At 47.0% G+C, this 15,252-nt stretch carries 13 protein-coding genes; 8 read left to right on the plus strand and 5 right to left on the minus strand.

Annotation, left to right across the window (positions count from 1 at the left end):
* Positions 1–159: 159 nt before the first annotated feature.
* The 4 genes from nagA (at position 160) to asnB (ending at position 6,061) form a co-directional block, all read left to right on the plus strand.
* Entirely contained in the window at positions 160–1,296 is a 1,137-nt protein-coding gene (nagA, locus tag LGV68_RS06590; protein ID WP_047459150.1) for an N-acetylglucosamine-6-phosphate deacetylase, read from the plus strand.
* 2 nt (positions 1,297–1,298) lie between these two features.
* Positions 1,299–2,513 (plus strand): ROK family protein, encoded by a 1,215-nt coding sequence (locus LGV68_RS06595; RefSeq protein ID WP_020327962.1) that lies wholly within the window; start codon positions 1,299–1,301, stop codon positions 2,511–2,513.
* A 79-nt stretch (positions 2,514–2,592) separates the two neighbouring features.
* Positions 2,593–4,179, plus strand: a complete 1,587-nt coding sequence (locus LGV68_RS06600) for a cation:proton antiporter family protein (RefSeq protein ID WP_252536397.1) — start codon at positions 2,593–2,595, stop codon at positions 4,177–4,179.
* 217 nt (positions 4,180–4,396) lie between these two features.
* Positions 4,397–6,061 (plus strand): asparagine synthase B, encoded by a 1,665-nt coding sequence (gene asnB, locus LGV68_RS06605; protein ID WP_020327964.1) that lies wholly within the window; start codon positions 4,397–4,399, stop codon positions 6,059–6,061.
* A 65-nt stretch (positions 6,062–6,126) separates the two neighbouring features.
* Here the strand turns inward: asnB and rfaH are convergent, their stop codons facing one another.
* On the minus strand, positions 6,127–6,630 hold the full coding sequence (gene rfaH / locus LGV68_RS06610; protein WP_020327965.1) for a transcription/translation regulatory transformer protein RfaH: 504 nt from the start codon (positions 6,628–6,630) through the stop codon (positions 6,127–6,129).
* Between the two features lie 399 nt (positions 6,631–7,029).
* On the opposite strand from rfaH, the gene dtpA reads away from it, so the two are divergent.
* On the plus strand, positions 7,030–8,514 hold the full coding sequence (gene dtpA / locus LGV68_RS06615; RefSeq protein WP_020327966.1) for a dipeptide/tripeptide permease DtpA: 1,485 nt from the start codon (positions 7,030–7,032) through the stop codon (positions 8,512–8,514).
* Positions 8,515–8,616: 102 nt separating this feature from the next.
* Here dtpA and hemH read toward each other — a convergent pair whose 3' ends face one another.
* The 3 genes from hemH to htpG form a co-directional block, all read right to left on the minus strand.
* Entirely contained in the window at positions 8,617–9,579 is a 963-nt protein-coding gene (hemH, locus tag LGV68_RS06620) for a ferrochelatase (protein WP_047459153.1), read from the minus strand.
* Between the two features lie 183 nt (positions 9,580–9,762).
* On the minus strand, positions 9,763–10,407 hold the full coding sequence (gene adk, locus LGV68_RS06625; RefSeq protein ID WP_020327968.1) for an adenylate kinase: 645 nt from the start codon (positions 10,405–10,407) through the stop codon (positions 9,763–9,765).
* A 309-nt stretch (positions 10,408–10,716) separates the two neighbouring features.
* On the minus strand, positions 10,717–12,624 hold the full coding sequence (gene htpG / locus LGV68_RS06630; protein ID WP_252536398.1) for a molecular chaperone HtpG: 1,908 nt from the start codon (positions 12,622–12,624) through the stop codon (positions 10,717–10,719).
* Between the two features lie 280 nt (positions 12,625–12,904).
* On the opposite strand from htpG, the gene LGV68_RS06635 reads away from it, so the two are divergent.
* From LGV68_RS06635 to LGV68_RS06645, 3 genes are all read left to right on the plus strand, one after another.
* The gene (locus tag LGV68_RS06635; protein ID WP_055452573.1) at positions 12,905–13,768 is read left to right on the plus strand and encodes a transcriptional regulator; all 864 of its coding nucleotides are present in this window, start codon (positions 12,905–12,907) and stop codon (positions 13,766–13,768) included.
* A gap of 11 nt (positions 13,769–13,779) precedes the next feature.
* On the plus strand, positions 13,780–14,301 hold the full coding sequence (locus tag LGV68_RS06640; RefSeq protein WP_020327971.1) for a regulatory protein ToxS: 522 nt from the start codon (positions 13,780–13,782) through the stop codon (positions 14,299–14,301).
* A 70-nt stretch (positions 14,302–14,371) separates the two neighbouring features.
* Entirely contained in the window at positions 14,372–14,650 is a 279-nt protein-coding gene (locus LGV68_RS06645; RefSeq protein ID WP_020327972.1) for a SelT/SelW/SelH family protein, read from the plus strand.
* 44 nt (positions 14,651–14,694) lie between these two features.
* On the opposite strand, the gene yfcE is transcribed toward LGV68_RS06645, so the two are convergent.
* On the minus strand, positions 14,695–15,246 hold the full coding sequence (gene yfcE, locus LGV68_RS06650; RefSeq protein ID WP_020327973.1) for a phosphodiesterase: 552 nt from the start codon (positions 15,244–15,246) through the stop codon (positions 14,695–14,697).
* Positions 15,247–15,252: the final 6 nt, after the last annotated feature.

A 15,252-nucleotide genomic window follows, 5' to 3' on the forward strand; every position in this document is an offset into this window, starting at 1 on the left:
TTAGTACTTATTTTTAGCCACGATATTTGTGGCCGTTTGCCCGAAAGATAATTCGCGACCTAATTGAAGTCAGCAAAGAAAGTTCTGCCCTGCACGCCTTCGCTGGCCTGATGTCGCCAAATAAATTGATAAAATCTCGATAGATAAGGATTAGCTGATATGTACGCGCTAACTAACTGCAAAATCTACACAGGTAACGACGTGTTGACCGAACATGCTGTCATTGTGGATGGCGACTTAATTCAAGCCGTATGTCCCATCGAGCAACTGCCTGAAAATCTCAAAACCGTTGATCTGAATGGCGCAAACGTGAGCCCAGGCTTTATCGATGTCCAGTTGAATGGCTGTGGCGGTGTTATGTTCAACGATGAAATAACAGCTGAAACCATCCACATCATGCACGAGGCCAACTTAAAGTCTGGTTGTACTAGCTTTTTGCCTACGTTGATTACTTCGTCTGATGAAAACATGCGACAAGCTGTCGTTGCTCAGCGTGAATATCAGCAAAAGTACCAGAATCATTCTCTGGGTTTGCACTTGGAAGGTCCTTATCTGAATGTCATGAAGAAAGGCATTCACTGCGTCGACTTTATCCGCACCTCTGATGATGCCATGATCGACTTCATCTGTGACAACAGCGACGTAGTAACTAAAGTCACGTTGGCACCAGAAAACAATAAAGCGGAGCACATTGAGAAGCTCGCCAAAGCTGGTATTGTCGTTTCCATCGGTCACACCAACGCCACTTATGCAGAAGCCCGTCAAGGCTTCGAAGCTGGTATTACATTTGCCACTCACCTGTTCAATGCAATGACCCCGATGGCCGGTCGTGAACCGGGAGTTGTTGGTGCCATTTACGATACTCCGGATGTTTACACTGGCGTCATCGCAGACGGTTTCCATGTTGATTACGCCAACATTCGAATTGCGCACAAAATTAAGGGCGAAAAGCTCGTATTAGTGACCGATGCCACAGCTCCTGCAGGCGCTGAAATGGATTACTTTATTTTTGTCGGTAAGAAAGTATATTACCGAGATGGCAAGTGTGTTGATGAAAATGGCACGCTTGGCGGCTCAGCCCTTACCATGATTGAAGCAGTTCAAAACACGGTTGAGCATGTCGGCATCGCTTTAGATGAAGCTCTACGGATGGCTACTTTGTATCCAGCAAAAGCAATTGGGGTTGCTCATAAACTGGGTCGTGTCAAAAAAGGCATGATCGCCAACCTCACGGTTTTTGACCGTAACTTCAACGTGAAAGCGACTGTGGTTAACGGACAATACGAGCAAAAGTAATAATGAATGGCGGACAAATAGGTAACGTAGATCTAGTTAAGCAGCTAAATAGCGCTGCGGTTTATCGATTAATTGACCAACAGGGGCCAATTTCTCGAATCCAGGTTGCCGATGTAAGTCAGCTCGCTCCGGCCAGTGTGACTAAAATTACCCGCCAACTTCTTGAACGCGGCCTCATCAAAGAGGTCGCCCAACAAGCTTCCACAGGGGGCCGCAGAGCCATCTCTCTGACCACGGAAGTTGAACCTTTTCATTCGGTCGCTGTGCGTCTTGGCCGCGATTACATTCAACTCAGCCTTTTCAATCTTGGTGGAAAAGAGCTGGCGTTTGCTTCCTATGAGTTTCACTACACTAACCAGCCTCAGCTTATCGAAGGCCTGGTTAGTCACCTCAAAGACTTCATTGCCCAGCAAAGCCAGCTTATCGACCAGTTGATTGCTATTGGTATCGCATTGCCTGGTCTGGTCAACCCTGAAACTGGTGTTGTGGAATACATTCCAAACGTCGATGTGGACGCACTGGCATTAGGCGACATTATTCGTGAACAATTTCATGTTGAATGTTTTGTCGGCAACGACGTACGTGGAATGGCGTTAGCCGAGCATTATTTTGGTGCCAGCCAAGATTGTCAGGACTCGATTCTGGTCAGCGTCCATCGCGGTACTGGCGCAGGGATTATTGTGAACGGCCAGGTGTTTCTTGGGTCCAATCGCAACGTTGGGGAGATTGGTCACATTCAGATCGATCCACTTGGTGAACAGTGTCAGTGTGGTAATTTTGGCTGCCTTGAGACCGTGGCAACCAACCCAGCTATCGTTTCACGCGTAAAGAAACTCATCGCTCAAGGTTACGAATCGAGCTTATCCGAACTGAAAGCCATCACTATTGAAGATATTTGTCAGCATGCTAATGACGGCGATGAGTTGGCCAAGCAAGCTTTAGTCCGTGTCGGCAACCAACTGGGTAAAGCAATTGCGATTACAATTAACCTGTTCAACCCTCAGAAAATTGTCATTGCCGGCCAGATTACCGATTCTCCGGACATCATCTTTCCGGCCATTTTGCGCAATGTGGAAAATCAGTCGCTAAAAACATTCCATCGCCATTTGCCGATCGTAACATCGCAAATCGACAAGCAGCCAACCATCAGCGCGTTTGCAATGATAAAACGCGCCATGCTGAATGGAGTTCTGTTACAAAAATTGCTTGAAGATTAATCAGGCGATTGTTCTATAATATTGGGCCGTATCTCTATGAAGATACGGCCCTTTTTATTACAAAAATATAAGAAACGTTATGGATCTGATTTTTATATCTGCTGCGTTCATCGTTGGCTTCGTTGCGCTCAAACTTCATTTACCTCCGCTGGTCGGATTCCTGATTGCTGGTTTCGGACTGAAACTTTACGGCTTCGAGTCTAACGAAACGATCTCGATGCTCGCCGATCTCGGTGTGACGCTGATGCTGTTCACTATCGGCTTAAAACTGGACATCAAAACGCTGCTCGAAAAAGAGATATGGGCGGGTGCAACGATTCACAATATCGTTTCAACTGCGGTCTTTACACTCGCTCTAGTTGCGTTTAAGTTCCTTGGCCTCGATAGCCTGAGTTCTGTTCCTTTCAGCAGTTTACTATTGCTCGGTTTTGCACTTTCCTTCTCCAGCACCGTATTTGCAGTAAAGTCGTTGCAAGAAAAGGGAGAAATGAATTCAACCTATGGCACGCTAGCGATAGGTATTCTGGTCATGCAGGATATTTTTGCCGTCATATTCCTCACCGCTTCGACGGGAAAATTGCCTGAATGGTACGCGGTCGGATTATTCATTCTGCCATTCCTTCGCCCGTTGTTATTCGAGCTTCTTGACTGGGTAGGACACGGCGAAATGCTCATCCTGCTCGGTATTTTCCTTGCCCTCGTGGTGGGCGCGGGATCATTCGAACTGGTAGGTATGAAACCTGACTTAGGGGCGTTGATTCTCGGCCTAATGCTTGCCAAACATCGCAAAGCGTCCGAATTGTCCAAAGCCTTGTTCAATCTCAAGGAGCTGTTTCTGGTTTGCTTCTTCCTCAATATCGGTTTGTCTGAAGAGCCAACACCGACTGGCTTCGTGCTGGCGCTATTGCTCCTCATTCTGCTACCGATCAAAGGGGCGTTGTACTTCTGGGTGATCAACAAGTTCCATTTCAGAGTGCGAACCTCGCTCTTGGCCTCCCTGTCACTGTTTAACTTCAGTGAGTTTGGTCTGATTGTCGGCGGACTGGCGTTTAAGATGGGGTGGTTACCCGGCGACATTCTGGTCGCACTGGCGATCTCTGTCTCGCTGTCGTTTATTCTGGCAGCCCCACTCGGACGTAAAGGCCACGCAATTTATCAGCGTTCTTCGCATTGGTTTCATGAGTATCTTCCTGATGAGCTCCATCAACGCGACAAGCTGATCAATCCAGGTAAGGCACAGGTCTTGATTCTCGGTATGGGGCGTATCGGTACTGGTGCTTATGAAGAGCTACATCACCGATATGGACCGATATCTCTCGGTGTGGAACTGCGCGAAGACGCGGCTCAGGGACATCGTGAAGAGGGGCGCAACGTCATTAGCGGCGATGCGACTGACCCTGATTTTTGGGAACGAATTCTGGATACAGGTCAGGTGAAAATTGTGTTATTGGCAATGCCTCATCATCAGGCAAACCAGATTGCACTTTCACTGCTTAAAAAACGCCATTTTAAAGGTCAGATAGCAGCGATTGCCGAGTATCCTGACCAAATGGAAAATCTGATCGAAGAAGGAGCGCACGCTGCGTTCAACATCTACAGTGAGGCAGGTACCGGCTTTGCTCGCCACGTATGCGAACAGTTAAAACCAACATTCATCCGCTATTGATAATTAAGAAAAAAGGAGCTTAAGCTCCTTTTTTCATCTGTTTTGCTGTCTTTTTCACCAAAAACTAAACATCATTCACCAATTTGGTTTATAAATTAAATAAAATTCACCACAAGGACTTTCCTTTAAACTTTTTAATACTTATGGGTTGCCTTTTTTAATCAAAGTGGCAAATTGAAGTCATCTGATTAAAAGTCGTCTAATTAAGGAAAGTTGTATGTGTTCTATCTTCGGTATTTTAGACATTAAAAGTGACGCCGCCACACTTCGCCCTGTGGCTTTGGAAATGTCTAAAAAACTTCGTCACCGTGGCCCGGACTGGTCAGGTATCTACGCATCAGACCGCGCAATTCTTGCTCATGAACGTCTGGCCATCGTAGGCCTGAATAGTGGCGCGCAACCTCTTTATAGCCCAGATAGAAAACTTATCCTTGCAGTGAACGGCGAGATCTACAACCACAAAGAAATCCGTGCCCGCTACGCGGGTAAGTATGAATTTCAGACCGATTCTGACTGTGAAGTGATTCTGGCCCTGTATCAGGATAAAGGCGCAGACTTGCTGGAAGAGCTAAACGGTATCTTTGCTTTCGTTCTGTACGACGAAGAAAAAGACGAGTATCTGGTTGGTCGCGACCACATCGGTATCATTCCGCTGTACCAAGGTCACGATGAACACGGCAACTACTATGTGGCTTCAGAAATGAAGGCTCTGGTTCCAGTATGTAAAACCATCAGCGAATTTCCCCCAGGCTGTTCATACAGCTCAAAAGATGCGGAACCCAAACGCTACTACACCCGTGATTGGAACGAATTTGACGCAGTCAAAGACAACGTCAGCAGTAAAGAAGAACTGACCAAGGCGTTGGAAGATGCGGTAAAACGTCAGCTGATGACCGACGTACCTTACGGCGTACTGTTATCTGGTGGCCTAGACTCATCGATCACATCAGCAATCGCAAAACGTTTTGCGGCAATGCGTATCGAAGATGATGAGAAATCCGCAGCATGGTGGCCACAACTGCACTCGTTTGCTATCGGTCTTGAAGGCGCGCCTGACCTGAAGGCCGCGCGTGAAGTCGCAGATAAACTAGGCACGGTTCACCATGAAATGACGTACACCGTTCAGGAAGGTCTGGATGCGATTCGCGACGTGATCTACCACATCGAAACCTATGATGTAACGACAATCCGTGCGTCTACGCCAATGTTCCTGATGGGCCGCAAGATCAAAGCTATGGGGATCAAAATGGTACTCTCCGGTGAAGGTGCAGACGAAATCTTCGGTGGTTACCTATACTTCCACAAAGCACCAAACGCGAAAGAGTTCCACGAAGAGACAGTGCGTAAACTGCTGGCTCTGAATATGTTTGACTGCGCCCGTGCAAACAAATCTCTGGCGGCCTGGGGGGTGGAAGGTCGTGTGCCATTCCTGGATAAAGAGTTCATCGACGTTGCAATGCGCCTGAACCCAGCAGACAAAATGTGTGGCAACGGAAAAATGGAAAAACACATTCTGCGTGAATGCTTCCAACACTATCTACCAGATTCCATCGCGTGGCGTCAGAAAGAGCAGTTCTCTGATGGCGTAGGCTACAACTGGATTGATACTCTAAAAGCCACGGCAGAAGCGAAAGTGACCGATCAACAGATGGAAACAGCGAAATTCCGCTTCCCTTACAACACGCCAACCACCAAAGAAGGTTACGTGTACCGCGAAATTTTTGAAGAATTGTTCCCACTGGAATCAGCGGCGCGCTGTGTACCAGGAGGCCCTTCAGTCGCGTGTTCATCGGCAAAAGCAATCGAGTGGGATGAATCATTCAAAAACTGTATCGACCCATCAGGTCGAGCAGTGAAAGCCGTCCACAACGAAGCATACTAAGAATAAAAAGGCGCCTTGAGCGCCTTTTTTCGTTCAATCATTTATCAAATGCCAACGACTGCCCGCTACTTTTTAAAATCGAGATGTTTGTTATCGATACTCAAAGCGACAGGCTGGCTAATCATTTTGACCAGCATGATAGAACGGGTTTCACCATCCGGTTCCTGATAAATAGCCTTCAAGCCACAGAATTGCCCACCTTTCACTTCGATTTCTTGACCTGGTTTTGGCAGCTCAACACTCGGTGTTTCACTCTTCGACGAAGACTCTAACTGCTTAAGGTCATAAATCAGATCGCCTTGCAGCTCTTTGGGTTCAGAGCCGAAGCGAATGAAATCGGAGACGCCACGAGTTGAGCGGACAGTTGTAAAACTCGGCCCGACATTAAAGTCAAACCGCACAAACATATAAGATGGAAACAGCGGCTCTTTAACCGTCTGACGCTTGCCACGACGAATCTTCTCCACTTCGATCTCTGGGTAAAAACACTCTACTCCCTGATTTTCAAGGTGCATTTTTGCTCTTAATTGTTCACCTCGTTTACAGTACAGCAAATACCAACGTTTCATTTCTTATCAACTCTTTTTCCAATTGGTCGCGATTTTTAGCCGAAAATCACTACTTAATACCAATATATGAATTTGTAACATCGTAAAAGCAAAGTGTAACCAAATATGAAATTTTAGATTTCACAAAAAGTTAACTTCATCATCTACGCGTAACACTTTGCATTTCAACCAGTTAGATAAAACAGTTCATAAAGCAACCAAATGACGCTATTGCAGCCTTATCATCTTGGATGTATACGTAACTGCCAAATAAAAAACTTAAATGCATTACATTAACCAAAATAATACTCTTAACGAGAATTTATAACATACACCTCTATCTTAATAGGCACTCCTTGTTTATCTCGAACTAAAGACGCGTGGAGTCGCCAAGATAAGGTTGATTACAGGAAGCTCTTTATGTCTGACTTGAATATATTCAAGCAACCTAAATCATTCTATCTGATTTTTTCTATCGAATTCTGGGAACGTTTCGGTTTTTACGGGATGCAAGCCATCCTGACCGTTTACCTAGTAAAAATTCTGGGTATGAATGAGTCATCATCATTTGTCCTCTTCGGTGCATTTTCCGCTTTAGTTTATGGCTTCGTAGCGGCGGGTGGCTGGATCGGCGATAAAGTGATTGGTACCAAACGAGCAATCACGCTGGGTGCCATTATTCTGATGATCGGTTACGTCTTACTGGGTATGTCGACCACCAAAGACCACTTCGGCGGCGAAACTCTGATTTACATCGCAATGGGCTTTATCACTGTTGGTAACGGCCTGTTCAAAGCGAACCCTTCAAGTCTGCTGGCCAAAGTTTATCCTGAAAACGACCCTCGTCTCGATGGCGCCTTCACCATGTATTACATGGCGATCAACTTGGGTTCATTCTTCTCGATGATCATCACTCCAATCGTGGCAGAACGTGCAGGTTACGGCCTGGCATTTGGTGTGAGTGCCATTGGTCTGGCAATCACAGCCGTCAACTTCATCATTTGCCAAGGTATGCTGAAAAGTGTCGGCTCTCCGGCTGACCTGAAACCAGTGAACAAAAGCTACTTGCTGGCAGTAATCATCGGCTCAATCATCGCAAGCTTTGTATGTAGTTACCTCCTACAAAACCTATCGCTGGCACACGGCATCCTGGTTATTGCTGGCCTGACCATCGTTAGCTTCTACTTTAAGGAAGCGTTCTCTATCACAGGTCTAGAACGCCAGAAAATGCTGGTTGCATTTGTATTGATGCTGCAAGGTATTGTGTTTTTCGTACTCTACTTCCAGATGCCAACATCACTGAACTTCTTTGCGATTCACAACGTAAGCCACGATATTCTCGGCTTTAACGTTGAACCAGAGCAATTCCAGGCACTGAACCCATTCTGGATCATGCTGGCCAGCCCGGTACTTGCGATGATATACGGCAAACTGGGTGACCGTCTGGCAATGCCATTCAAATTCGCTATCGGTATGGGCCTGTGTGCGCTGTCATTCCTAATCCTGTCTTGGGGAGCTAACTTTGCCAATACAGATGGCATCATCAGTTCGAACTGGTTGATCCTGTGCTACGCATTCCAATCTATTGGCGAACTACTGGTTTCCGGTTTAGGTCTGGCTATGGTCGCTCAATTGGTCCCACAACGTATGATGGGGTTTGCGATGGGCATGTGGTTCCTGACCTCAGCAACCGCTGCTGTGATCGCGGGTTGGGTAGCAAGTCTGACATCAGTACCTTCGCACATTGCGTCATCAACTGAGTCTTTGGCTATTTATGGCGACGTGTTCGGTAAGATTGGTTACGCAACGGCTGCAATCACCGTGATTACTTTCCTGATTGCACCAAAGCTGGCGAAAATCTGCCGCGGTGAAAACGAAACTGCTCTGGAAACAGCGCAAGCGTAATCTCGCTGATAAGCCTCTTATCTTGCTAAAAAGCCTCAGCAACTGCTGAGGCTTTTTTATTCGTATCGCTTTTAACGACGGGTTTTACTTGAAGTTAGCGCTCTAGAGCATTTCTTCCACCAGCTTAGCCATCATCTGAATATGGCTGGCTGAAGCGTTAAGACACTCGATGTAGTGGAAAGCTTCTCCGCCTGCATGCAGGAAAATCTCCTGATTTTGTTCAGAGATTTCTTCGAGAGTTTCCAGACAATCCACCGAAAATGCTGGGCAGAGAATATCCAGTTTTTTGATCCCCTTGGCGGGTAAGGCTTCCATCGTTTTATCCGTGTAAGGTTGTAACCACTCTTCTTTCCCGAACTGAGACTGGTAAGTCATCATAACTTTATCATCCGCCAGCCCTAACTCTGCAGCCAACAATCGGGTGGTTTCAGCACAGTGCAGCGGATAGATGTCACCATTGTCCGCATAACGTTTCGGGATACCGTGATAAGAACAAACCAACAGGTCTCCCTGACCATTTTCCTCCCACGACTGGCGCACCTTTTCTGCCAATGCACGGATGTAAAGCGGATGATTATGATAGTCACGCACAAAATGCAGCTCTGGTACCAACGAGACCTTCTTCATTGCCTTCGCCAGACCATCAAACACGGCAGCTGTGGTGGTACCGGAATACTGTGGATAGAGCGGCAACACAATGATGGATTCCACCCCTTGTTGTTGCAGACGTTCTACCCCACTTTGCAAGCTTGGTGCACCGTAAGTCATACCCAGTTCGACGGGCACGTTTAGCAGTTGTTTCAGACCCGCTTGCTGGCGCTTGGAGTAGACCATCAGCGGCGATCCCTCCTCCATCCAGATGCTTTGATAAAGCTTAGCAACTTTAGGCGAGCGAATAGGCAGAATGATACCGTGCAAAATCGGGCACCATAGCCAACGGCTCATATCCACGACGCGATGATCATGGAGAAATTCACCGAGAAACCGTTTAACAGCAGGCGCAGTCGGCGCTTCCGGGGTGCCAAGATTGGCTAACAAGACACCGTATTTTTTGTTTTTTTGCATAGCTTCCTGTCGAGTTGTTTTTAGCTGCGGCTTGAGCGCGCAGAGCGTAAGACATTGTCTGCCACCAAGGCAAAACACGGTCGTTGTACGCGAAATCCGCGGAAAAAGTTCATAAAAAAAGCGACCTTACGGCCGCTTAACTATAACAAAATTCTTAAAAATTTTGATAATAGGTATTATCTATTATGCTAATGCCTTCTCGATATCAGCACTCACTTCAGCAACCTGCTTGGTGCCGTCAAACTTCAGGTAAGTCGTGTTACCCGCCGCCGCTTCTTTACCGTAGTATTCGATCAGTGGCGCTGTTTGAGTGTGGTATACGTCCAGACGTGCACGAACGGTTTCTTCTTTGTCGTCATCACGAACAACCAGATCTTCACCCGTTACGTCGTCTTTACCTTCCACTTTTGGTGGGTTGTAAACAACGTGGTAAGTACGACCAGAAGCCAGGTGAGCACGACGGCCCGCCATACGCTCAACGATCACATCATCAGCAACGTCGAATTCAATCACGTAATCCACGTTTACGCCCATCTCTTTCAGGCCGTCTGCTTGTGGGATCGTGCGTGGGAAGCCATCCAGTAGGAAACCCTGTTTGCAATCTTCTTCAGCAATACGCTCTTTGATCAGGCCCAGAATGATTTCATCAGAAACTAGCTGACCTGCGTCGATAACAGCTTTTGCTTGTTTGCCAAGCTCTGTACCCGCTTTGATCGCCGCACGCAGCATGTCACCAGTAGAGATTTGTGGAATACCGTATTTCTCCATGATGAATTGAGCTTGTGTGCCTTTACCTGCACCTGGAGCACCTAGAAGAATGATGCGCATGTTTAATCCTCTTAAGAAATGATATTTATACCGAAGCTCACAGTTCCCTCTGTTTCGAGACGGTAAGTTTCGGTATAAGGAGACCAATACAGTCTGCTCAAGCAAACTGGCGTGCAAAATACACGTGTTGGTAGTGACATTCAAGTTTGCGATTCTATCACAGAAAAACGATTGTCTGACGAGTCTAAGACTAAAGAATGCCAACCTGAGTGAAATTTCTCTGCGTTTGCATGAAAGGGCGCGCAACTTCACACCACGTCGTTCATGCTTCAAGAAAAAAGCTCGCACAAGGCGAGCTTTTTCACGGAATTATTCCACCTTAGTCAAAAGCTGGTTGATCGCGGTAACAAACTGCGACGGGTCTTCCATTGAGCCTCGTTCAGCCAGCATCGCTTGCCCCAGTAGGACCTCAACCCAACGGCCAAACGCTTGCTGGTCTGGTTCATCAGCCATGCGTTTCACCATCGCATGTTCTGGGTTGATCTCCAGAATGTATTTCACTTCCGGAACCGCCTGACCAGCGGCAGCCAACAGTTTGGCCATCTGAGTCCCCATTTCAAAGTCATCAGTGACCACCACCGCAGGTGTCGATGCCAACTTGAACGTGGTACGCACGTCTTTAACCCGCTCGCCGAGATACTCTTTCACACGTTCAACAACGGATTTAAATTCCTGTTCGGTTTCTTTGTGTTTCTCTTTTTCCGCTTCGTCTTCAAACTTGCTCAGATCCAAGCCCGCTTTGGTGATGGACTGGAACTGTTTGCCATCAAACTCGGTCAAGTAGTTCATCAGCCACTCATCGATGCGATCGTACATCAGGATCACTTCAATGCCTTTGGCTTTAAACTGCTCTAAGTGAGGGCTGTTTTTCGCTGCGGCATAACTGTCGGCAGTCAGATAGTAAATCTTGTCCTGGCCTTCTTTCATGCGTTCAACATAGGCATTCAAGCCGACACTTTGTTCAGCCGCATCGTTATGTGTCGATGCAAAGCGCAGCAGACCAGCCACTTTCTCGCGGTTGGCGAAGTCTTCCGCCGGGCCCTCTTTCAGTACCAGACCGAACTCTTTCCAGAAGCTGAGGTATTTCTCTTCATCGTTCGAGGCCATACGCTCCAGCATGGTCAGAACGCGTTTGGTACAAGCGTTGCGCAGCGATTGCGTGATTTTGTTGTCTTGCAAGATCTCACGCGACACATTGAGCGGTAAATCGTTCGAGTCAATCAGGCCACGTACGAAACGCAGGTAAGAAGGCATGAACTGCTCAGCGTCATCCATGATGAATACGCGCTGCACGTAAAGTTTCAAGCCATGTTTATGATCACGGTTGTACATATCCCACGGCGCTTTCGCCGGAATGTACAACAAGCTGGTGTAATCGTTTTTACCTTCAACCTTGTTGTGGCTCCAAGCCAGCGGTTCAGCGAAGTCGTGAGAGACGTGTTTGTAGAACTCTTGGTACTCTGCGTCACTGATTTCTGATTTGGAACGAGTCCACAGCGCTTGCGCTTTGTTGATCTGTTCCCACTTGATCTCGCCACTCTCTTTACCGTCGTCATCCAGTACATTTGACTGAATATAAACCGGTATCCCAATGTGATCAGAGTACTTAGAAATCACATCGCGCAGACGCCATTCGGACAGAAACTCTTTTCCTTCATCACGCAGATGAAGAATGATATCGGTACCACGATTGGCCTTGGTAATCGTTTCAACGGTGTACTCACCTTCACCTTTGGAGTACCATTGCACGCCTTCATCAGCCGTTAAACCAGCGGCACGTGTGCGGACAGTGACTGCGTCGGCCACGATGAATGCGGAGTAGAAACCTACACCAAACTGACCAATCAGCTGCGAATCTTTTGACTGTTCTTCAGATAATTTTGAGAAAAATTCAGCCGTACCTGACTTGGCAATGGTGCCCAAATGTTCAATGACGTCTTCACGACTCATACCAATACCGTTATCAGAGATAGTGATGGTATTGGCGTCCGTATCAAACGACAGCTTTACACCCAAGTCTGCGTCACCGTCATACAGTTCCGGTTTTGACAGGGCTTGAAAACGTAACTTATCTGCCGCGTCGGAAGCGTTGGAAATCAGCTCTCGCAGGAAGATCTCTTTGTTGGAATACAAAGAGTGAATCATCAGATGAAGTAGTTGCTTAACTTCAGATTGAAAACCACGAGTTTCTTTGTTTGTCATTGTAGTTTCGCTCATATTAACTCCATAGCATCATTTCGGTTCCCCATGTCAGAGAACAAAAGGGGTATGAGGAACATCGATTTGGTATTAACATGTGGATTACGAATGTAAATTCAAGGTCAAAAACCATAAAAACACTGTTTTTTGTGTTTTTTTTGATTATCCTCTATCCGTATTTTTATCAAGGAAGATAAAAGCCCGTCAGTTCAAAAGTCGTATTTTAATTTGTTAACAAGGAAGACAATCTGGGTAGTTGATAGTCCAAGCTCTAATACTAATTAAAAAGAAGATATCGATGAGTAACACAGGCACAAAGTTCATTCTTGCTGATAGATTTACTTTCGACCCAACGAGCAATTCGCTAGTAGACAAAGACACTGATAACGAGAATGTTCGTCTTGGAAGTAATGAAAGCCGTATTCTGTTAATGCTTTCTCAACGCCCTAATGAAGTAATCACCCGCAACGAACTTCACGATTTCGTTTGGCGTGAACAAGGTTTTGAAGTCGACGACTCCAGCCTGACTCAAGCCATCTCAACCCTACGTAAAATGCTGAAAGACTCGACCAAGTCGCCTCAGTTTGTGAAAACGGTTCCAAAACGTGGTTATCAGTTGATCGCGACCGTCGAAAGCGTTCAGCCCGATGCGAGTAAAGATCCTGATGCCATCGAACAGTCAGATGAATCTTACTCAAGTGCCGTATCCTCTTCAGAACTTGCCAGTCAAGCTGCTGTTTCTGAAGCAGTTATTACTCAGACGTCGCCTTCTGTAGACTCGACACCTGCGGCACCAAAACCACGAATGGATCTGTTCACCAAATTGATTCTGTTGGTTGCCGTTATACTGCCTATTTGTGTCATTTTGTTTACGACGCCTTCGCAGTCTAAATTTCGACGCTTGGCAGTGTTCAACGATGTGATTGTCAGCACGCCAATCAATCACCCGGATCTCACGTCGTGGCTGCCGCTGATTGAAAGCTGCGTAAGAAAATATGGTGAAATGCACACTGGCGAACTGGCCCCCAAAGAAGTCATTGCAACGGGCGGACACAGTAACCAACTGGTGTTGAATTACATTCACACGCCTCAGTTCTCAGGCGAAAACATCACCTTGAGAATCTTCGCTAACCAAGAAGATGTGAGTAAGATTTGCCAATGAAGAGTCATACCATGAACCGTAAATTCGCCTCTTTCCTGCTGTTTATCTCTGCTGCGTTCAGTGCTTGGTTCTACTGGGGCAGCGATCTTAAAATCGAACAGGTTCTGACCTCCCGAGAGTGGCAATCCAAAATGGTCACCCTGATTGGCAATAAGCAGCAGAACGATTCGGTCGGCCCTCTACGCCGCGTGGACATGACTTCCAACGTCAAATACCTGCCGAACGGCACTTACGTGCGAGTATCGATCGTCAAGCTGTATGCGGTTGATAAAACGGTGCCGGAGGACGTGATCAATATTTCCGAATCGGGCGACTGGGACGTCAGTGACAATTATCTGCTGGTATCACCCACTGAATTTAAAGACGTTTCATCAACACAGAGCAAAGACTTTACGCCACAGCAACTCGACCTGATCACCCAACTGTTTAAGATGGATTCAGAACAGAGCCGTCGCATTGACATTGTGAACGAGAAAACGCTGCTACTCACCAGCCTGAATCACGGTTCGACGGTGCTGTTTAGTAACGGTTAACCGCAAAGAAATGATGTTTGCGAGCAATGCAACGTGAATTTTTCGCTCGCAAACTGACGAGAAGGACATCATGGATAAAGCTAAGATTGATATCTACTACTGCCGCCAATGCAACTGGATGTTGCGTTCAACCTGGCTCACGCAGGAATTGCTGCACACTTTCAGTGAAGAAATTGAAACCGTGAGTTTGCATCCCGATACTGGCGGTCGATTCGAAATCTTCTGCAACGGCGTGCAAATCTGGGAACGAAAACAGGACGGTGGCTTTCCAGAGGCTAAAGAGCTCAAACAACGCGTGCGCGATTTGATTGATCCCGAACGCGACCTTGGTCACTCAGACCGAAAGTAAGCAATGAATATTTTAAGGGCACCCATCGGTGCCCTTAATTGTCTTTACGCGCGAGTATCGGTTTGAGCAATGACATCGCCATCAAAGCTGCACACCTCAATGATACCGTGACGAAAACGGCCAAAACTGGCGGCAAAACCATTACGGGGAAAAGTCACGGATCCCGGATTAAACAGGTAGTTATGTGGTTGTTTTTCCGCTACCGGCACATGGGTGTGTCCGTGCACCAGTACATCCCCCTCTTTAAGGGGTGGTAGCTTATTCTGGTTGTACAGATGTCCGTGAGTGAGAAACAAACGCTGCCCAGACTCCAGAATGACCCAGGCGTAGTCCGCCATCATCGGAAACGTCAGTAACATCTGGTCGACTTCACTGTCACAATTTCCCCGCACCGCAATAATGCGATCAGCAAATGCATTGAGCCGCTCAGCGACAGCTGGCGGATTGTAACCTTCTGGAATGGGGTTTCTCGGCCCATGATTAAGAATATCACCCAGTAAAACCAGCGTATCGGCACCCGATTGCTGATACGCTAGCAAGACGCGTTCGGTGGCTGGCAGTGAACCGTGTAGATCTGAAGCAAAAAATAATTCCATTGCACA

Source organism: Vibrio sp. LQ2 (assembly GCF_023920125.1).
Lineage (GTDB): Bacteria > Pseudomonadota > Gammaproteobacteria > Enterobacterales > Vibrionaceae > Vibrio > Vibrio fluvialis.